This is a genomic window from Vibrio sp. GLN_1, assembly GCF_043106015.1.
In the GTDB taxonomy this organism is placed as follows: Bacteria; Pseudomonadota; Gammaproteobacteria; order Enterobacterales; family Vibrionaceae; genus Vibrio; species Vibrio parahaemolyticus.
The window spans coordinates 444,473-463,941 of the sequence record NZ_JBICMD010000035.1 but is presented as its reverse complement, the minus strand read 5'-3'; the positions used below and the strand labels follow the sequence as shown (position 1 = coordinate 463,941).

At 46.2% G+C, this 19,469-nt stretch carries 18 protein-coding genes; 6 read left to right on the top strand and 12 right to left on the bottom strand.

The window, feature by feature from the left end; all coding sequences use genetic code 11:
• Positions 1-307: 307 nt before the first annotated feature.
• Complete coding sequence (locus ACF8OV_RS17280; protein WP_005457963.1) at positions 308-985, top strand: response regulator transcription factor; 678 nt, start codon at positions 308-310, stop codon at positions 983-985.
• Positions 982-2,286 (top strand): HAMP domain-containing sensor histidine kinase, encoded by a 1,305-nt coding sequence (locus ACF8OV_RS17275; protein ID WP_317675832.1) that lies wholly within the window; start codon positions 982-984, stop codon positions 2,284-2,286. The genes ACF8OV_RS17280 and ACF8OV_RS17275 overlap by 4 nt, the downstream gene beginning before the upstream one ends.
• A gap of 80 nt (positions 2,287-2,366) precedes the next feature.
• On the opposite strand, the gene ACF8OV_RS17270 is transcribed toward ACF8OV_RS17275, so the two are convergent.
• A complete protein-coding gene (locus tag ACF8OV_RS17270; protein ID WP_317675833.1) occupies positions 2,367-3,605 on the bottom strand; it encodes a leucine-rich repeat-containing protein kinase family protein in 1,239 nt (412 codons plus the stop codon).
• A gap of 280 nt (positions 3,606-3,885) precedes the next feature.
• On the opposite strand from ACF8OV_RS17270, the gene ACF8OV_RS17265 reads away from it, so the two are divergent.
• Positions 3,886-4,782, top strand: coding sequence for a 1-aminocyclopropane-1-carboxylate deaminase/D-cysteine desulfhydrase (locus ACF8OV_RS17265; RefSeq protein WP_031791465.1), 897 nt, complete (start codon positions 3,886-3,888; stop codon positions 4,780-4,782).
• A 39-nt stretch (positions 4,783-4,821) separates the two neighbouring features.
• On the opposite strand, the gene ACF8OV_RS17260 is transcribed toward ACF8OV_RS17265, so the two are convergent.
• Complete coding sequence (locus ACF8OV_RS17260) at positions 4,822-5,364, bottom strand: hydrolase (protein ID WP_029808663.1); 543 nt, start codon at positions 5,362-5,364, stop codon at positions 4,822-4,824.
• 150 nt (positions 5,365-5,514) lie between these two features.
• Complete coding sequence (locus ACF8OV_RS17255) at positions 5,515-6,375, bottom strand: LysR family transcriptional regulator (protein ID WP_025574414.1); 861 nt, start codon at positions 6,373-6,375, stop codon at positions 5,515-5,517.
• Between the two features lie 99 nt (positions 6,376-6,474).
• On the opposite strand from ACF8OV_RS17255, the gene ACF8OV_RS17250 reads away from it, so the two are divergent.
• A complete protein-coding gene (locus ACF8OV_RS17250; protein ID WP_029795555.1) occupies positions 6,475-7,539 on the top strand; it encodes an HlyD family secretion protein in 1,065 nt (354 codons plus the stop codon).
• A gap of 9 nt (positions 7,540-7,548) precedes the next feature.
• Positions 7,549-8,568, top strand: coding sequence for a DUF2955 domain-containing protein (locus ACF8OV_RS17245; RefSeq protein WP_029833990.1), 1,020 nt, complete (start codon positions 7,549-7,551; stop codon positions 8,566-8,568).
• A 92-nt stretch (positions 8,569-8,660) separates the two neighbouring features.
• Here the strand turns inward: ACF8OV_RS17245 and ACF8OV_RS17240 are convergent, their stop codons facing one another.
• The 4 genes from ACF8OV_RS17240 to ACF8OV_RS17225 all read right to left on the bottom strand — a co-directional run bounded on the left by ACF8OV_RS17240 (position 8,661) and on the right by ACF8OV_RS17225 (position 12,981).
• Positions 8,661-9,689, bottom strand: a complete 1,029-nt coding sequence (locus tag ACF8OV_RS17240; RefSeq protein WP_005481684.1) for a methionine synthase — start codon at positions 9,687-9,689, stop codon at positions 8,661-8,663.
• Between the two features lie 30 nt (positions 9,690-9,719).
• Positions 9,720-10,694, bottom strand: a complete 975-nt coding sequence (locus ACF8OV_RS17235; RefSeq protein WP_053343163.1) for a DUF1852 domain-containing protein — start codon at positions 10,692-10,694, stop codon at positions 9,720-9,722.
• A gap of 296 nt (positions 10,695-10,990) precedes the next feature.
• Positions 10,991-11,914, bottom strand: a complete 924-nt coding sequence (locus ACF8OV_RS17230; RefSeq protein ID WP_049877356.1) for a hypothetical protein — start codon at positions 11,912-11,914, stop codon at positions 10,991-10,993.
• 152 nt (positions 11,915-12,066) lie between these two features.
• Positions 12,067-12,981 carry a GlxA family transcriptional regulator gene (locus ACF8OV_RS17225; protein ID WP_203504698.1) on the bottom strand — a complete coding sequence of 305 codons (915 nt, stop codon included), beginning with the start codon at positions 12,979-12,981 and terminating at the stop codon, positions 12,067-12,069.
• 110 nt (positions 12,982-13,091) lie between these two features.
• On the opposite strand from ACF8OV_RS17225, the gene ACF8OV_RS17220 reads away from it, so the two are divergent.
• Positions 13,092-13,616, top strand: a complete 525-nt coding sequence (locus ACF8OV_RS17220; RefSeq protein WP_025579318.1) for a cysteine hydrolase family protein — start codon at positions 13,092-13,094, stop codon at positions 13,614-13,616.
• 121 nt (positions 13,617-13,737) lie between these two features.
• On the opposite strand, the gene ACF8OV_RS17215 is transcribed toward ACF8OV_RS17220, so the two are convergent.
• Genes ACF8OV_RS17215 through ACF8OV_RS17195 form a run of 5 tightly spaced genes read right to left on the bottom strand, consistent with a single transcriptional unit; the run spans position 13,738 to position 19,374 of the window.
• Positions 13,738-14,457, bottom strand: coding sequence for an ABC transporter ATP-binding protein (locus ACF8OV_RS17215; protein WP_025442069.1), 720 nt, complete (start codon positions 14,455-14,457; stop codon positions 13,738-13,740).
• Positions 14,458-14,479: 22 nt separating this feature from the next.
• Positions 14,480-15,763 (bottom strand): ABC transporter permease, encoded by a 1,284-nt coding sequence (locus tag ACF8OV_RS17210; RefSeq protein ID WP_017633888.1) that lies wholly within the window; start codon positions 15,761-15,763, stop codon positions 14,480-14,482.
• Positions 15,764-15,765: 2 nt separating this feature from the next.
• Positions 15,766-16,980, bottom strand: a complete 1,215-nt coding sequence (locus ACF8OV_RS17205) for an ABC transporter permease (RefSeq protein WP_203504707.1) — start codon at positions 16,978-16,980, stop codon at positions 15,766-15,768.
• On the bottom strand, positions 16,977-18,248 hold the full coding sequence (locus ACF8OV_RS17200; protein WP_017448389.1) for a TolC family protein: 1,272 nt from the start codon (positions 18,246-18,248) through the stop codon (positions 16,977-16,979). Before ACF8OV_RS17200 ends, ACF8OV_RS17205 begins: the two co-directional genes overlap by 4 nt.
• Positions 18,241-19,374, bottom strand: a complete 1,134-nt coding sequence (locus tag ACF8OV_RS17195) for an efflux RND transporter periplasmic adaptor subunit (RefSeq protein ID WP_203504709.1) — start codon at positions 19,372-19,374, stop codon at positions 18,241-18,243. Before ACF8OV_RS17195 ends, ACF8OV_RS17200 begins: the two co-directional genes overlap by 8 nt.
• Positions 19,375-19,469 lie beyond the last annotated feature (95 nt).

The window sequence follows — 19,469 nt, the reverse complement described above, 5'->3', positions numbered from 1 at the left end:
AAAGTAAGAACCTTTCCTATCGAGTGCACTTGTGAAGATTGGCAATTATTAATAATGTGCTCAGTGTCACATAAATAATTTAGTATCTTCATGTTTTATATGGAGTTAACAGAACCAACCAATCTATACCATTTATATTTCAATCAGTATTGATAAATATAAATAAACAGGTACCACTGTATTTAAGGTTAGACATTGAAAACCGACACAAAGGTGAGAAAATCATTGTCGACAACTTTTTCACACCTATAGTGAATAATGTTCGTTAAGATCAACATTCGAATTTATCGAGATTGGATAAGAATAAATGAAACGTGTACTTTTGGTAGAAGATAATCGTGAAATAGCGGGAATGTTGTTCGATTATTTTGAATGTGCTGGCATGCAGCTGGATTACGCCGACAACGGTGAGCTAGGCTTAAAACTGGCGATGGATAATGCGTTTGACATCATTTTGCTCGACCTCATGCTGCCGCGCATGGATGGCCTAACACTGTGCAACAAGCTGCGCGATGCGGGTAATAACACTCCGGTGTTGATGTTGACAGCACTTGATAGCCGAGACGATATGCTCAAAGGCTTCCAACACGGCGCCGACGACTACCTCACCAAACCGTTTGATCTCGATATTCTTGAAGCACGCATGACTGCATTGATTAAGCGCTACCGCGGTACGGTTGCATCAACCAAACTCCAGTATGGCGAAGTGTCTATCGATCAAAAAACGCATCAAGCCTACCGTCAAGATAAGCTGTTGGCATTGAATCCAACCACGTACACTATTCTAGAAATGCTGGTCAAAAATGCCCCCGAAGTTGTGACGCGTGAAGAAATCGCATTCCGCCTATGGCAAGAAAATGAGCCAAACAATGACGTTTTGCGCAGCCACATTTATCAACTGCGCGGTCAACTCGATAAACCCTTTGAAGAACATTTATTGAAAACCATCCCTAAAGTCGGCTTCCGCTTGGAGCCGGGTGCATGATTCGCCGCTTATTTAACAACACACAAAGCTTAACTGGACGCCTCGAACTCTTCTTCCTGTTGGTGTCGATTGTGATTGGTCTGCTGTGCTTCGCACTTGTTAGTGGCGCGTTGTTGTGGTCGGAAGATCGCGTCGGTGAACGACGTATTATGATCGACAAGAAAGAAGCGATTGAGCATTTTAGGCGTCATCCTGGCGACGGAATGATAAAGCTCGATCTGCTGACAACGGCGTACAACGACATCAATCTGATCCCGCCTATCTACCAGCCTTTTTTGCAAGACAAGCAGTACTTTCTCGGTGAAGTCGGTCAAGAGCCGAACACCAGAATGATTTACATGAGCACTTTTAACCAAAATGGCGAAGAGCACCCTATCATTCTGATTTCACTCATTGATGAAATCGAAATCACCTCAACCGAGTTTGTTTATGTCATCGTAATGGTACTGGCGGTGGTAACGGCGCTTATCCTAATTTTTGGCAGCCTTTTACTGCGCCTATCGCAACGTTTGATTGAGCCAGTCAGCGCACTCAAGGTGCAACTAGACCAACACCAAGGCGATACATCCCAAAAATTCATCGTGCCTGAAGGTTCGGCTAAAGAGTTCCAAACGTTAGCCTCTCAGCTCAATGAATATCGCAGCCAAATCAATCAGGTGATCAAACGTGAGCAAGCTTTTGCGCGATATGCCAGCCATGAACTGAGAACGCCACTAACGGTAATGAAAGGCTCGAGCAGCCTGCTAGCCAGAAGCCCAAGCACGCCGTTTCAAGAGCGTCAGATTGGCCGTATTCAAGATGCTACTCAGCAGATGTCGACCATGGTTGATGCTTTGTTGGGTTTGGTTCGATATGAACGCAACACCGACGACAGCCCCGTTCGAACCATCTCAGCGCAAGAGCTTCACAACATCGTTGCTCTTAGCCAAGCACAAGCCGATGAAAAGTCGTTGGAATTTAATGTTCAGATATTGGGCCATCCGCAAACCAAAGCGACCACTGCAGTGCTTAACATTACGTTGAGTAACTTAATTCGCAACGGCATTGCAGCCACGTCAGCGGGAACGATTCATATCACCATGACCGATACCACACTGTCGGTGAGAGATGAAGGCGAAGGCTTCTCTTCCGTGCCTGATGCCGAAGGTCATGGTTTGGGGCTCATGATTGTGGATGATTTATGCCGACGCTATGGCTGGCAATTCACTATTGATACACATCCTGAGGGTGGATGTGAGGCAGTGATTGACCTTTCATCAGAGCATCATGAGGCATGCTCAGAGCAACTTCCTCAGCACTAGATTCAATCAAGAGGTATCTCATTTGCTCAGTATCAAAACGGGCGGTTCGACACCTCTTTCTGATTTGATTGAATGAAATCTTATGCCACAAGCGCAACTAGTCGTTCGAATGCTTGCGATGCCGATTCCGACGCTTCGCACACAGAAAACACATCTTCGATAAAGTACTTCAACGCTCTGGATTCAATGGCTCTGATTGCAGCTTGCTGCTCGTCCGATAAATAGCCGTAAATGCTCGCCGCGCCAAAGTCACCGAAGATCATCTTCCCTTGCTCGTTCACCAACGTATTGTGCGCATACAAATCACCATGACACACCTTGTTGTCGTGTAGGTGATTAAATACGTCCACCATCTGCTCAACAATAGAGTTCACTTGCTCGACTGTCAGCGTAAACCCTTGTGGGAACGTATCTCGGGTGCAGGTTTCCAACGTTGGCGGTAAACCCAAGTTGTAGTAACTGTTTGGAATCAGCTCCATCACCAACGCAAGCTCTTTACCGTCATCCACTTGCGCGATGGATTTTACTAAGTTGTTGTGATGCCCAGCTTGCAAACACGCTTCAAGTTCATCATGAGGGTAACCGTCACTGGTGACCTCGCCCTTGAACACTTTTACCGCAACTTCACTCGGGAAGTCGTATTGAGCGTCAATCCAGTTAGCATGAGAAATCACGCCACTTGCCCCTTGGCCGAGAACATGGTTAAGCGAGTAACTGTTTGTGGTCACTTTCGGCACACTGTTTAGCGAAGATGGGTGTTTGCAGAATGGATTACCTGCAAAAGCAAACCATGCCAATTTAGGTAGCTTCATCAACAAATCCGGAAAGTGCTCTAGCTGGTTCGCCGAGAGACGAATCAGTTCCAAATTAACTAAGTTTTCCATGCTACATGGCAGTCGTTTGATGCGATTCCCCGCCAGCGCAAGCTTTCTTAAGCGCGGTCTTTCACCCAGACTGTTTGGTAGCGTTTCAATCTCATTGTCAGTCAGGATCAGCCAACGTAACTGACTTGGTAGTGAGGCTTCACTCACCACTTTGATCTTGTTGGTTTTAAACCCAACCATCTCAAGGTTTGGCAGCTTGCCCAATACCTCTGGTAAATGGGTGAACTGATTATTGGAAGCAAAAATGATTTTTAGTTTGGTCAGCTGTTCCAGTTCTTGTGGCAAATCTGACAGTACGTTGCCGGATAAATCTAACACTTCAAGCGAGTCTGCAAGCTCTAAAATTTCCATAGGGAACTCAGTTAGCCCTTCCGCCAACTTCAGTTGTTTAAGTCCTACTAATTGTCCTGTTTTTAATTGTTCTAGAGTCTGCAAAACCAAGCCTTCTGATCGAATGGAAATAAGCGACGTAGTGTACGTGGCTTGAGGTAGAAAGGCGAGTCATGGGATGGAATACCATGGAATCAAAACAACCAAAGGATAGAAGTGAAACCATTGAAATGGTATTACAGCAGCAGTGAGTGCGAGTCAAAACATCAGGAATAACAGAAATGGTTGTACTGAAACACAGACTTTTTATCTGGGTTTAATGGCGTTACACTACGCGCCCTTTTTAAATGGCAAAGGTGACACGGTTTATTCCGTCAGCATCGACATGAAACTCTCAGAAAGTCCTATCACCCAACATAGCTTTAATGGGCGCAAATTTTTCCTTAAACGTGACGACATGCTCCACTCCCACTTTTCTGGGAACAAAGCACGTAAGTTTATGACGTTAATGGAAGAGCAAAATCCCGACATCACCGCGTTAATAAGCTTTGGCTCCGCTCAATCTAATGCCATGTACTCGCTAGCGGCTCTCGCCCAGATTAAAGGTTGGGCATTTGAGTTTTATGTTCATCACATTCCATCTTGGCTAAAAAGCTCCCCCATCGGAAACTATCGCGGCGCTCTCGATTTGGGTATGAAAATCACTGCCATGCAAGACATCGGTAGCGAACTCCACCCTAGTGAATACATCCACCAGGTACGAAGATTAGATGAGTCGACATTGCTTATTCCTGAGGGTGGACGTTCCCACCTCGCTGAAGCTGGCATCAAACAGTTAGCACGAGAAATTCTTGATTGGACGCGATTGAGAGGTAAAGAACAGTTTACCGTCGCCCTGCCATCAGGCACTGGCACGACCGCTTTATATCTTCATAAACATTTAAGCCCACACGGCATAGAAGTGCTAACTTGCCCTTGCGTAGGCAATGCAGATTACTTAACTGAGCAGTTCAACCAGCTCGGTGAAAACAGCCACCCAACCATTTTAACCGTGCGCAACAAACACCATTTTGGTCGCTTGTACGAAGAAGATTACATCACATGGAAAGCGCTCTTTGAGCAAACCGACCTCGAATTTGACCTGTTATACGACCCGTATATGTGGCAATGCCTCACCCCTTGGTTGGAAGAGAACACAGATAAAACGGTGATTTATATTCACCAAGGCGGGTTACTTGGCAACGAGTCGATGTTGCCAAGATATCAACGAGAATTTGAATAGCGTGTTCAGATAAAGTTGTTGTTGATTCCAGTGATTACACTATTTGATGAGCGCCAGAATTTCTTTGAATTCAGGTGCTCGGCAATCTTCGACGATTTCATACAAACACATTTCTAGCCCAGTGAGCACCACACCGTTAGCGGTTAACTTCGCAAGAGCGAGCGCTTTATTGGCAGCGGTTCGGGAAGATACACAATCCGTGACTAATTCAACGCGATAACCGGACTGGCGCAGAGAAACCGCGGTTTGATAGACACAAATGTGGGATTCAATACCGCAAACCAACCAGGTATCAACTTTCGCGTTCTCCACCGCGACCTTAAACGTCGCCTCTTTGCAACCATCAAACGTGTACTTGGTAATAGGTAAATGCGTGCTTTCAAGCACTTCACGAATCGGCTCCGCGGTTGGGCCCAACCTTTCTGGATTCTGTTCTAGCCACAGAATAGGCAAATCTAGTGCTTTGGCACCCTTTACCAGTTTCGTGATATTTTCAATCAGTGCGTCGCTTTCATGCATTAATGTAGCGAGTTTGCCCTGAACATCCACCACAATCAGGCCCGTGTTTCCTTTCGATAACATTTCCATCTCCTATCTTGTGCGACCACAAATCATACCCAACAAGTTGAGTAACAGTTAATGTATCAGAACCCTTTCATGTTAGAGCAATAAAACCTAGAAAGATGACCTTCGCTCACACATTTGCCCTTAGGTAAGGGTGGTTTGAACTGACTATTTAAATTTCTCTCGAATTAGTTCAATCAAGGCTTTGACTTTATTGGGCAGAAATAAGGCTGAGGGATAAATCAGAGTAAGATGCTGCTTCGGATGTGCAAATTGAGGCAGCACCTCGACCAACAAACCATCTCGCAATGCAGGCTTGGAATGAATTTGAGGAATAAACGCGATGCCGTTTCCTGCTATCGCCATCGAGCGCAGCAAGTTGAGGTCATCCGAGCGCAACGCCACATGCAGATCTGAATCGAGCAAATCGGCATTGTAACGATTAGTTAAAAGGCGATGCTGCTTAAGATCTTCCACCGTTTTTACTGGCGGATGCGATTCTAGATAGGCTTTTGACGCAACAAAGTGACTACGATAAGGCAAAAGACTGAACTGCACATAGCTGTCATCAGTGACTTTGACCACGCTAGGAAGAAGCTGCAAATCAAACGATTGACGCTTGAGATCGACACTCTCTTGATGGTTTTCAATCTCGACCGAAATCTCCGGATACCGCGTTGTGTACTCGGTGATGATCGCGTTAAACGCGGCAGAGCTCATCAATGCGGAAGGAATGGCTAAACGCACCTTGCCCGTCAGCTCTTGTTGATATTCATGCATGGCATTTAAACCTTGCTGAATATGGTCAATAGGCTGCCCCACCAACTCAAACAAGCGTTTCCCGTGCTCCGTCAACTCAATGCTGCGTGTTGTGCGGATCAAAAGCTGTACCCCGAGCGATTTCTCTAATTCTTGCAGGCGACGACTCACTTTTGAGCGTTGTAGTTGATTCGCCTCTGCCGCTGCACTTATACCGCCGTGAATCACCGTCTGAGTGAATAGGTAAATATCATCAAAACTAACGTTCATTGTCCTATTTTTAGGTCATTTATGTTCGTATTATCATTCTACTGAATTGTGAGTGACTTCTCTATAATCCGCTATCCAATATGTTTAACGGAACTTGTAATGACGGCTGACCAAAAATTCAAACACTGGATGCGAACTTTGATTGTCCTGTTCATCGTACTATTTTTGTACATTATCATTGCTGACCGCCACGCCCCCTTAACGACCGAAGGACGAGTGCAAGGATACGTTGTCCAAGTCGCGCCCGAGGTATCTGGTAAAGTGACCGACGTTCTCATCGAGAATAACCAGTCCGTTCAAAAAGGCGATGTGTTGTTTACGATTGATGATCGTAAATACAATATAGCGCTTGAACAGGCGGAGCTGTCTCTGCAATCCGCTTATGAAAAAGAAGCAACGCTGTATTCTCAACGCGAAGCCGCTCTTGCCAATATTGCCCGCGCACAAGCGACATTTGATAATGCACACCGCGAGTACAACCGCTTACTGACGTTATCGAAGCAGAAAGTCATCTCTCAATCGACACTCGATAATGCCTTTGCCCAAAATCAGGTATCACGTGCAGCGCTTAAAGCGGAACGACAAAACTTAAAAGTCATTGAGGCGCAATTAGGCGATCAAAAAGGTCAAAGCACCGCCGTTCGAATTGCCAAAAACGGCATCGAAAAGGCGCAACTTGATTTGGCAAATACCGCAGTACTCGCTCCCAGTGATGGTGTCGTGACCAACCTGCAACTAGAAGTTGGCACGATGGCAAACACCAACATGCCATTGCTGACATTTGTACCAACAGGATCACTCTGGGTAGCCGCTGATTTTCGTGAAAAATCCGTCGCGAACGTAGACAAGACTTTCCACGCCTTGGTCACATTTGATGCCAACCCAGGTTCGGTGTACGACTTTGATTTAGCTAGCCGCGATTACGGTGTAGCAGCCGCACAACAAACGCCTAATGGCGCACTAACCAAAGTGGAAGTGAACAACCGCTGGGTACGTGATGCGCAGCGTACACGAGTGAACCTAACCAGCAGCGAAGAGTTACCACCAGCACTGTTTGTCGGCTCTCGCGCTACCATTGTTTTGTACCCAGACAACAGCATTTTCTGGCAGTTGATGGCGCAAGCACAGATTCACCTCGCAAGCTGGTTCCACTTCATTTACTAGGCGGCGACAATGAAAACCTTACGAATTTGGTTCGGCTGCTCTTTAGGGCTCGCTCTAAGCATGATCTTCGGTTGGTCTTACGGATTTTTTGCCATCATGATGCCGCTGTTTATATTGGGCAGAATGGACCACTTTAACCTAGCGGCTTTATTGATCGTGTTTTTCTCTGCGGTGTGGACAACCATACAAGCCACATTTTTGCTGGAATACTTGCAGTTTCATCCAACATTAATGACCGTTGCCGTCGGAATCATGATGCTGTTCAAGTGCATTGCAATGATGAACCAGAAAACCTATTTGTTTGGTTACATGGGGCTGTTGGTGGGTTCAATTGTGTTGAATTTTGCCAGCTATAACTTCATGGATATTGAAGAGTTCAACGTCAACATGTGGGTGATGGCGTTCAGCAATATTTTTGTTTGCGCATTCGCGTATTGGTTGTTCCCGGAGCCAAAATCCCCCGCCGAGCACCTTGAGATGTCGACCCCAGTAAAAAGCGATATTGACTACATCAGCCAAGTTGCTATGGGTTGGGTAGTGGCGATGGCTGCGTTTATCGTATTCCAAGTAGCGGACTTATATGACTCGCTATCCGCACAAGCTTCCATTTTGATCATCCTAACCCCAATGACTTTAGCGGGCTCGCTCGCCATGGCAAAAATTCGCATCATCGGCACCGCACTAGGCTGCATCGCAGGGATGGCTGTTCAGCTCATATTGGGCAGTTGGTATGGGCATGGGCTACTCTTTTGGCTCGCCTTTACTATTGCGATGGGGCCATTCTGCTTGTGGCTCACCAAGGGGCAAATTAAAGCGGCTATCGCGTTTTCTGCCATGTCTGCCCTATCGGTTCCGCTGACGACCTCGTTGGTGCCAGAACAAAAAGACGCGTTCTTTTCGATCTTGTACCGTTTCAGCTCGATTTTCGTTGCGGTTCTGCTCACCGCGATGGTGATGTGGGTGGTGCATCACTGGATTCGTGTGATGTTGCTAAAGCATCCTGAAGTTCGACAGCTAGAAATGAACTAGCGCGAAGTTACAACCTCTGTTTTAAGAAAAAAACCAAGAACCGAGCTCTTGGTTTTTTTTTGTTTATCTAAGGGGAAAATATTTTGAATAACTTAAGCAGACAGCTCTCTACGAACAATCTCCGCTCCCGCACTTAGCGCATTGAGCTTAGCGGTTGATACTTCACGAGACAAAGGCGCCATACCACAGTTGGTACATGGGTAAAGCTTGTCGGCATCAACGTATTTCAATGCCTCTCGCAGTGTATTCGCCACTTCTTCTGGCGTTTCAATTTCGTTGGTTGCAACGTCAATCGCACCAACCATCACTTTCTTACCGCGAATCAACTCAAGTAACTCAATAGGCACTCGTGAGTTATGACATTCGAGCGAGATAATATCGATATTCGACTGCTGCAATTTAGGGAATACTTCTTCGTATTGTCGCCATTCAGTGCCTAGCGTTTGCTTCCAATCCGTGTTCGCTTTGATGCCGTAGCCATAGCAGATGTGCACCGCCGTTTCACATTTCAGCCCTTCAATCGCACGCTCTAAACATGCAATGCCCCACTCGTTCACATCATCGAAGAACACATTGAACGCAGGCTCATCAAACTGAATGATGTCGACACCTGCCGCTTCAAGCTCTTTCGCTTCTTGATTGAGGATCTTTGCAAATTCCCAAGCCAGCTTTTCACGGCTACCGTAATGATCATCATAAAGCGTGTCGATCATCGTCATAGGGCCTGGCAGCGCCCACTTGATAGGTTGCTTAGTTTGCTGACGCAAGAACTTGGCATCTTCGACAAACACGGGCTTTGTGCGGCTTACTGGGCCAACCACAGTCGGAACACTTGCTTCATAACGGTTGCGAATGGTCACCGTTTTGCGGTTTTCAAAATCTACGCCGCTTAAATGCTCAATAAAGGTCGTCACAAAATGTTGGCGAGTTTGCTCGCCATCACTGACGATATCAACGCCTGCCAGTTCTTGTTCTTGCAAAGCGACACGTAACGCATCGCGCTTGCCATCAATCAGTTCTTCACCTTGCAGTTTCCACGGTGACCAAAGTTTTTCTGGTTCCGCTAGCCAAGAAGGTTTCGGCAAGCTGCCAGCCGTTGAAGTCGGTAATAGTGTTTTCATCGTCATTCCTTTCTAGATTCTCGTTGTCGATTACGCGTAGTTTGCAGACCATTGTTCAAGCACAGATTGATAAGGTTTGATGAAATGCTCCTCGGCAAATTTCCCTTGTTCAATCGCCAGTTGGCTGCGCTCTTCTCGGTCGTAAACGATTTGAGTTAACGAGTGGTCTAGGTTTTTTAGGTTTGGCTGGTAGCAATTACCGGCAACCGCGTTGGCATTGTAAATCTCAGGTCGGTAAATCTTCTGGAATGTCTCCATCGTGCTTATCGTGCTGATAAGCTCTAGGTTTGAGTAGTCGTTCAGCAAGTCACCGAAGAAATAGAATGCTAATGGTGCGACACTGTTTGGTGGCATAAAGTAGCGTACCTGTAAGCCCATCTTTTTGAAGTACTGCTCCGTCAACGAAGATTCGTTCGGCTGATATTCAAAGCCCAAAACAGGATGTTGATTTTCGGTGCGTCGGTATACCTTGTTGTCCGATACGCTCAGACAAATCACCGGCAGCTTTTTGAAATGCTGTTTGTAAGACTCAGAATTAACGAAAGCTTTGAACAGTTTGCCATGCAAATCACCGAAGTTAGCTGGGATGCTGAAACGGGGCTGGTTTTTGTTGTGGTCCAACAGCAAAACGCTAAAGTCGTAATCACGAACGTATGAAGAGAAGTTGTTACCCACAATACCTTCGATGCGCTCATTAGTGTTGTGGTCAACAATGTTAGTTTTGAGCACTTCAATCGAAGGGAAGGCTTCGCCACTGCCTTGGATATCCATATCAACAGAGATGATTTCAAGCTCTACTGAGTAGCGGTCACCTTGCGCATTATCCCAATGTGCCAACGCATTAAAACGATTGTCGATCATTCGGAGTGCGTTGCACAGATTCTCTCGGCGGTAGTTTCCACGAGCCAGATTAGCAAAGTTGGTAGTAATTCGCGTGTTGTCTGATGGTTGGTAATTCTCATCAAAGCGAATGCTTTTGATAGCAAATGTGAAATCGTTATTCATCGTGAGTTGGTATCCTATTTCCTTAGATAAAGCAGACTTTTCCTAACTCTGTGCATGGGGATATTTTTGTTTTTTGGTTTTCCCAATCGTTAGGTTGCGCAGCGTTCACAACGAACAGTTCGTACTAAAAACGGTGGTCGCAGTGCCTAACACCAGAGCAGTCCGTTTTTTATACTTGCTTCACGAGTTGAATAATATTGGTATTGTTTCACATTGAACATGAAAGAAATTCATGGTTGGAGAAATGGATAGAGTTCTAGCTTTTAATTGCATACTGATATTGATATTAAAAGTCTTTACCCAAATATTTTATTAATCGCATTGCGAAACACGTGCGATCTTTCATGAAGCCAATCAGCAGATATATCCCAGTTTGACGGTTCACTGGTATCAATTTTTAAATCATCTGAAGGAAAACTTCGATGTTCTCCTATGTTGTCACAGTCCCCGACTAATTGGATAAATTCATCAACATGAGGCGCTAGACGCGATTGTATTTCTTCACACGTCGTTCCTCGTGGCCCTCGCAAAAACACACCGACACTATTACGAGATTTATATAAAGAGATAAACAGATCTATTCCTTTCGCTGTCGAAAGCCAGTTTGATGAAGTGCTGTTAATTTGAAGCCCTAAGTTCTCATCCTGAGGATAACGTCTCAAATAATTTTGCCAAAACTCTCTTCGTTCAATAGAAAACTGAGAGGACTCCCCTGTCTTTTGTCGAATGTTTTTTTGCATGTTTCTCTCCCATTGATTTGGACGAGCCAAAACATCGAAAACAGGTGCAGGCAAGCTATCGCTTATCCTAACCACACGAAGACGTATAGCGAAGAAGGAAAATTGCTCAGAAGTATGTTCATTGAGCCAGTTAATAGCGGACAGATGAGGCTCTCTAAAATCAGTTGCAATCCAAATTACAATATCGGCATTCAAACCTGATAAATAAGTAAGAATTTGCCCCAAATGAGAGTGATCCGTAGCGGCAAGTTGGTTTTCAATCAGTACAAAACGCCCAAGGATATCTCGCGCAAGAATGTCTGCAGAAAACGGTCCTACTGATACTTCCGTTCCCTCTGATTCCAATTGCAACCCGATAGCTTCGCCAAGTTGATCTAAGTTTTCAGATAGCCAAGGAGTGAAGTCATGCGCCTCGTGTTGCCATGCATCTCGCGGAGAAACATCGATTAATTTACCAATTTCATTTAAAGAGTTGGCCATATTCTATCCTTGTTATCATTGAGTCATCACTGACGATATAGGTAGCTAATTTAATACTAAATGACTTATTCAAATTAAGACAAAGTAGAACATGGAAAAATATTGCATGTAGTTGTCTGACTCTCATGAAACATGTTCTTTGAAAACAAGACTCAAGCAAATCGTTTTCTAAACTCTCGCGGAGTTAAACCAATAACGTTTATGAAAACCTTCCTACAGGCACTCGTATCCTCGTAACCAACTTGATGGCTTATAGAATCAAAGGAATGTTGTGTGCTTTCTAACAAATTACATGCGCTCTGAATTCTAAGACGCTGCAAGTATTGATTAGGGTTGTATCCTGTCGCTTTCAAAAATCGTCGTTGCATCGTGCGTTCAGTAAGGTTGGCTTGCTTTGCTAACTGCTTTATGGACAAAGGCTCTGCATAGCGCTGATGCATGATTTGTTGAATGGAAACAATCGCATAATCACCGTGAGAAAACGATGGATGAAACTGTTGGTAGTAGCTCTGCGCTCGCTGAGCGGTATCAATAACTAGCGTTTTTCCAAGCTGACGCACAACACCCGGCGAAGCGTATTTCGCGATCAGCTCAAAGCCAAGGTCTAGCCATGACATCATCCCACCCGCCGTTACTATGTCACCGTGATTGATCAATATCTTATTGCTATCTAACACAATACTAGGAAAGGCTTGGGAGAATGTTTCCGCCAATGCCCAGTGGGTCGTGACCTCTCTCGAATCGATCAAATTGGTTGCGGCAAGAATGAATACTCCTGCACATGCAGAAGATAACACCGCCCCTTGTGAGTAGTGCGCTTTAAGCCATCTAATCAACGCTTCATCAGGAGCTAAGTAGTAATTATCAAGTGACGCAGGTGGCAACAAAACAACCGTTAGTCGTTCTGCGGTTAGGTCTGTATGCGGAATCAAAATCGGCTCAAACACAACCTCAATGTTCTGTTCCTTACATATTCTGTTGGCCAGCAAAAACATCTCTTCAAAGCCATAAACTGCCGACTTCAATACTGAGGGATACTCGCAGATTCCAATCGTTATTTTGATCATCTTTAATTTGTCGCTTTTGACCTCTTTTATGTCATTTTAGACTCTAAAAATAATGCAGCAAGTTACTCATAATTTGGCAAGACGAGAACCAAAATCAGCAGGAATTGAACATGAGAAACAGCGCATTACTTGTAATCGATATACAAAACGACTATTTTCCGAATGGCCGATTTCCTTTGTGGAATACCGATGCCACTCTGGACAACATTAAGCAGTTGATGGCGAGAGCCAAAGCACAGGATATCCCGATATTCCTTGTTCAACATGTATCTTCGGCCCCTAAAGGGAAAGCGCCTTTCTTTGAGGAAGGCAGTGTTGGTGTGGAGATTCATCCCGACGTCATCTCAATATGTCCTGACGCCGAGATTATTCAAAAACAGCACGCTGACAGTTTTTATCAAACGAACCTCGAACAAGCACTAGAACGGAGCGGCGTAGATGAATTGTTGATCTGCGGAATGATGACGCAAAATTGCGTGACACATACGGCAATTTCAAAAGCAGCGGAAAAATACAACGTTTCCATCATTGAAGATTGTTGTGCGACGACCGATCAAATGATTCATAACATTGCTTTAAGTGCGGTATCTATTCGAGTACCTCTATTGGCTTCTTCCGACGTGCTTTTAAAATAAACTCCCAATAGAAAAGTTAACCAGTATTATTTGCCCGTTAGCTCTCATACCAATCGAACTTAGGCAGTTATGGTGTCAGTATCCATAGCTGCCCAAATTCAAATCATCGATATTATTTAGCTTAGCAGTGAGAAATTGCGTTCTCCTTCCCTATCGGCGCTCTATCCGAAATCACCTTACCATCTTTGATGGTGATGATGCGTTTAGTGCGCTCTGCCAGAGCGTTATCGTGCGTCACGATGATCAATGTTCTGCCTTCGGCGTGGAGTTGGTTGAACAAGGCTTCAATCTCTGCGCCGGATTTTGAATCCAATGCACCCGTTGGTTCATCCGCTAAGATGATTTGCGGATCGTTGACCAAGGCTCTTGCAATCGCAACTCTCTGCTTTTGACCACCAGAAAGCTGGTTTGGTTTATGGTCTAAACGATCCCCTAGCCCGACTTGCTCTAGCAATTTGGCAGCGCGCTGGCGGCGTTCTTTGGCCTTAATACCGGAATACACCAATGGCAGCGCCACGTTATCGAGCGCCGTCGCGTATTCCAATAAGTTAAAGCTTTGGAAGACAAATCCAATCTTTTGGTTACGAATGCCAGCCAGCTCATTCGCACTTAAACTTGCGACGTTTTGGCCGCCAAGTTGGTACTCGCCATCAGTGGGCTTATCTAAACAGCCGAGCATGTTCATCAACGTTGATTTACCCGAACCGGACGGGCCAAGAATCGAAAGAAACTCGCCTTGATTGATGGTTAAGTCAACGCCGTCTAACGCGCGAACTTCCGCCTCCCCGCTTGAGTAGTATTTACAGATGTTGGTCAGCTCAACAAGCGACTTGTTCGACATGTTCTCTCCAGAGTTATTGTTGTTATTCACTTTGTAGCGCCTCCAACGGGCTGACTTTTGCGGCTCGGTTTGCAGGTAACCATGCAGATGCCACACCAATGATCACTAAGGTGAGGATGACAATCGCGACAACGACCCACGACAACTCAGGGACAGGTTTACCCAGTTGTTCATAAAAGGCATTACCCTCTAAAGGAATGGAACTGATGGCAGACACCAGCGCGTATGTCACGGCTAATCCAAGCGCGCCCCCCATCATCATTGTCAATAAAGACTGCACTAAATAGTGCATGCGAATGGCCGTTGGGGTTGCACCGACTGCCATGCGCACGCCGATATCACGCGTAGATCGCTTTACGGTGGCATACATCACATTGGCGATGCCAACGCCAGCAACAGCTAACGTCACGAAGCCGATAATGCCAAGAAAACTCTGCAAACCTATCAGAAACTGCTGCATACTCTTTTGCTTAAGGAACATATCATCGACTTGGACGACCTGTTCATCACTGACACTTGCCCCGTGCTTACGGGCAATCACTTGCCTGATCGTCTTTGCTAAGGCTTCTCGGTCTACATCGGCTTGTGGTTGCACATTGATGCCACCAATTTCACCGTTGACATGAAATCGCTTCCACGTCGCTAACGGCACAAAGCTGGAATAGTTGATAAGATCCCCCAGCTCTATTTGAGCGCTGTTTTTCTCCAATACGCCCACAACGGTGAACTCCTCATTGCCGATTTTTACCTTTTTCCCCACAGGGTTGACTTGCAATGTGACTGTCGCAAACCAACTAAAGTCCTCATTCGGGTTGAATAAGTCGGCTGCCAGTTCATAACCCAGTACAACGACTTTGCGCGTCTCTTTTTGATCGAGTGGATTTAACCATCGCCCCCCCGCCATAGGCACCAAATTGGTCATGGATTGAAACTCGCTCGTGACCGCTAACGGTTCTTGCCATGAGCTTCTGTCACCAACGGTGATGCGCTCTTTCCACTTCGCAGTTGGCGCAACGCTTTTTACATCGGGTAATGCTCGAACGATCTCTGAATCGTCCATTTTTAACGTCAGAAATTTACCTTGGTGAAAAGCACCGTGGTCGACGGTGGCCATCCCTCCGGTCAAATAGATCAAGTTGCCGTTACCATTTTGTGCGGTTTTCAATACGCCCTGACGAATACCCTCACCTACCGCCAACATAGCAGCGATACAGAGGGTCGCCCACGCTACTGCCAGAATGGTCAAACCCAATCTCAGCTTTTCTGCAGCCATTTCTTGGAAAATTTGTCTCATCGGTAACAGCATGACTAGGCCCTCGCACTCAAAGCAATGACTGGCGTGAGACGCGATGCTCGCCTTGCTGGGAAATACGATGCCATCAATGCCAAGATAAGCGTCACAAGTAAAGACCAAGCAATGGAATCTGGCGTGATCACAGGTAAACCCATCCATTCCGGTAATGCCATGCTGCTTAGGACAGATACCACTGCATACGAAAACATCAGACCTAATGCCGTGCCCACGGCTACCAAAATAAGCCCTTCAAGAATAAACTGACTGAGTATGGATTTTTGAGTCGCCCCGATCGCTAAACGCACACCGATTTCACGCGTGCGCTCCGTGACAGATAAAAACATGATGTTGGCAACGCCAAGCGCACCGACCGCCATGGTCATCGCACCGCTCGCTCCGAGAAAAATCTGAATGCCACGTAAAATTCCACTGATGACCGCCGCACCTTCACTAAAATCGGGTAATTCGATCGCATCTTTATCACTTGGGTCAAAATGAAGCTGCTTGGCGAAAAAGTTCACGATATTTTGTCGAAACGACGGTGCATCCATCCCATCTCTCGGCTTCATCAATACCATCCAAGGTTTCGCATCCCACAAATCGCGGTACGTTGTTTGAGGAATGAAAACAGTGCGGCTATCGCCGAATGAAATGCCAGTGTCCTCACCAACGGTTATCCCAATCACCAAAAACGGAATGCCGTTGACTTTGAGCCTATCCCCGATTTGGATTCCGCCCATTTGCGCAATTTGATCGCCTAACACCGCCACGCGAGTATGGTTGTCCATATCACTTGGTGACAGGTTTCTCGAACCGGATTGCAGCTTGCGTTGCATTAAAGGAAAGTAAGACGTATCAATACCGCTGACCGTACTCGATAAGTTCTGTCCTTTGAGATTGGTGATATTCGCATCCCATTTGGCGTAAACGCTTGACGCCTGTTGCCCGAAGCCTGACTGTTTGATCATGTCGACTTTTTCCTGTGGAATATCAATTTGTCGTCTTGAAGCTAACCCTTGCCACGGTTTACTGGTACTCGACGGAAACACCACTTGCACATTGTTGATCATAAATGAAAACGACTGGGTCTGATGGCGATAAAAGCCTTCGCCAAGTGCGATTAACACCACCACAGAGATCACGCCCCAAGCAATCGCGATAATGGCTAGCACGCTCTTCATGCGGTGCGCCATCAACGTTTGCCAAGTTTGCTGCAACAGGCTGCTCATGAATGAAAAGCCCGAGAGATCAACGCCATGGTATCGTCATCGAGTTTCCCTGCGGTTTGCAGTAAGCCGATTCTCTTACGCCAGTAGCTGTACAAGTTGGTTTGCAGACTGTTTTTCGCCTCAAACAAGCTGTTGTGTGCGCTGATAACTTCCGACACTTCAAGCAGGCCAGCGTCGTAAAGTTTCTCTTTGCTTTGCAACACTCTGGCGCGCGACTCAACCAGCTCGTTCGCTATCAAAACTTGATTCCAGTTGATATCGACCTGCGTAAACTGCTGAATAACTCGTTTCTGAATATCAATTTCCACTCTACGCATATCTTGCTTGGCGCTTAAAATGTTCAACGATGCTTCGTCCACTTTCGCTCGCACTGCACCATTGAGGTCAATCGGCAAACTCAAACTAATCCCAGCGTTAAACTCGCCGTTTGAACGATTGTCACCATCGCTGTAGCCCACACTGCCTTTGACGGTCGGGTAGTATCCACCTTTAGCTGAATCTTTCGCGAACTCGCTCGCTTTCACCATCTGCGCCGCCACCAACAGCTCTGGACTGCTGTCTTTCGCCAGCTTTAGCCATTGCTCCTGAGAGTCCACCAGCATCGGCGGCTGAATTAGAGAATCCGTTCGAATTTGGTCGACACTCTCCGGCATTTGATTGATTAACGCCGCAAGCTCTGCTTTTTTCACTTCGAGATCGGCTTTTGCATTGAGGATACTTGCTTGCTCAGAGACTTGATTCGCTCGCATCTCTTCGACATCAACCGACTTCACTTTGCCTGCTCGATAGCGTTTCTCAATGATGTTGAGAAGTTCTTTCCCCTCCTCCAGCTTGGACTGCGCCAATTTGAGGTCGCCCTGTGCGCTTGCCACATCTAGGTAAGCGGTGAGCAACTTCTGCGCAAGCTCGTTATGCGATTGAGATAGCTCTAACTGTGCTTTGAGATAATTGGCATTCGCTTGATCCAGTTCCGACCACAAACTGCTATCCCAAATAGTTTGAGATAAGGTAGCGCCGTAACTGTTGGAATGGCTTGAGGACTCATTCCAATCCGCTGACGCACTGGCGCTTAAACCCGGCAGTAACGCACTGCGGCTACTCTGTACGCCAACCTCGCCAAGCTGGACGCCGATTTTCGCTTTTTCGTAATTTGGATCGTTCTGCTTTGCTTGTTGCCAAGCTTGTTCAATAGAAATTGCGTAGGTCGGCAAACTGAGCGTGGCAGCCAACAATGCAAAGGCGATTGTTGATCGTTGCAGCTTAACCATGCGCCGCTCCCATCATGCTGTTGTCGATAACCTCTTCATCAAGCTCCACGCCGTCAAGCACTTCGACATTGATGCCATCTGACAGACCGAGTTTCACAGGTTGTTTATGAAACCCTTGTTCTGAGCTGTCGGGGATCAGAACATTCGGTGCGTCACCATCAAATTGCAGAGCGCGCTCCGGTAGAGTGAGCACGTTTTCAGACTTCTTCAGAATGATTTGAGCCGTCGATGAAAAACCAGAACGAAGCAACACATCTTGTGGGATCTTGAGTTCTCCCACTTCAACCTCAAAACCGTTATCAAAACTTTTTGCCGAAGCATTGCCCTCTGGTGAGTTAAGGTTCTCAGATTGAATCGCCACTTTGGTTAGCACACCAGAAATCGCCACATCAGGATAAGGCGCAACCGTCAACATAACGGGCATTCCCGGAGACAACTGCGCAGCATCATGCTCACTGACGCTACCTTTAAAAATCAGACTGTTCATGTCGGCCAATGACATCATTTCAGTCGCGGCTTGGCTTGATTGAGTCGAGATGATCGGCTCTCCGACCTCTACTTTCTGGTTGAGTACTGTGCCATCAATTGGCGCGTAGATCGTCGACGTTAAACGCGCATCGCCGATAGACGCCTCACCACTGCGGATGAGTTCGAGATTCTGGCGCTTTTGCAATACGTCCGCTTGCGCAGATTTGACTGCCGAGCGCGCACTTACGTATTCGTCGTAGTTACTTGGAATAATGTCCTGCTTGACCAAGCTTTCTAAGTTGGACAGTTTTTGTTTGGCGGATTCCAGATCGGCTTCGCTACGCATGAGTTCTGCCGATGCATCCGTTAATGCTTGGGGAGTTGGGTTTGGACGCACTTTGATCAGCGACTGGCCTTGCCTCACCTTTTCACCAACTTTCGCGTAAATTTCACCGACGATACCGTCGATTTGTGACTTGATAGACACAGAGTGTGCAGGGACAATTTTACCAACAGCCACAGCTTGTTTTTCAATCGTGCCTTTTTCCACAATCAATGTAGGCAGCAATTCTGGTTGAGCAGCAGATTGGAGATAGAAATACGTACCACCGCCGAGCAGCGCGATGCTCACAGCGGAGACAAGCCAACGTTTCGTCATTATTTATTCCAACAATTATTGGGTAGTCTAATGACTACTCCTAAAACACAAAGTTGAAGGAATAATATCCTGCTTTAATAGCGGTTTGGTTGTCA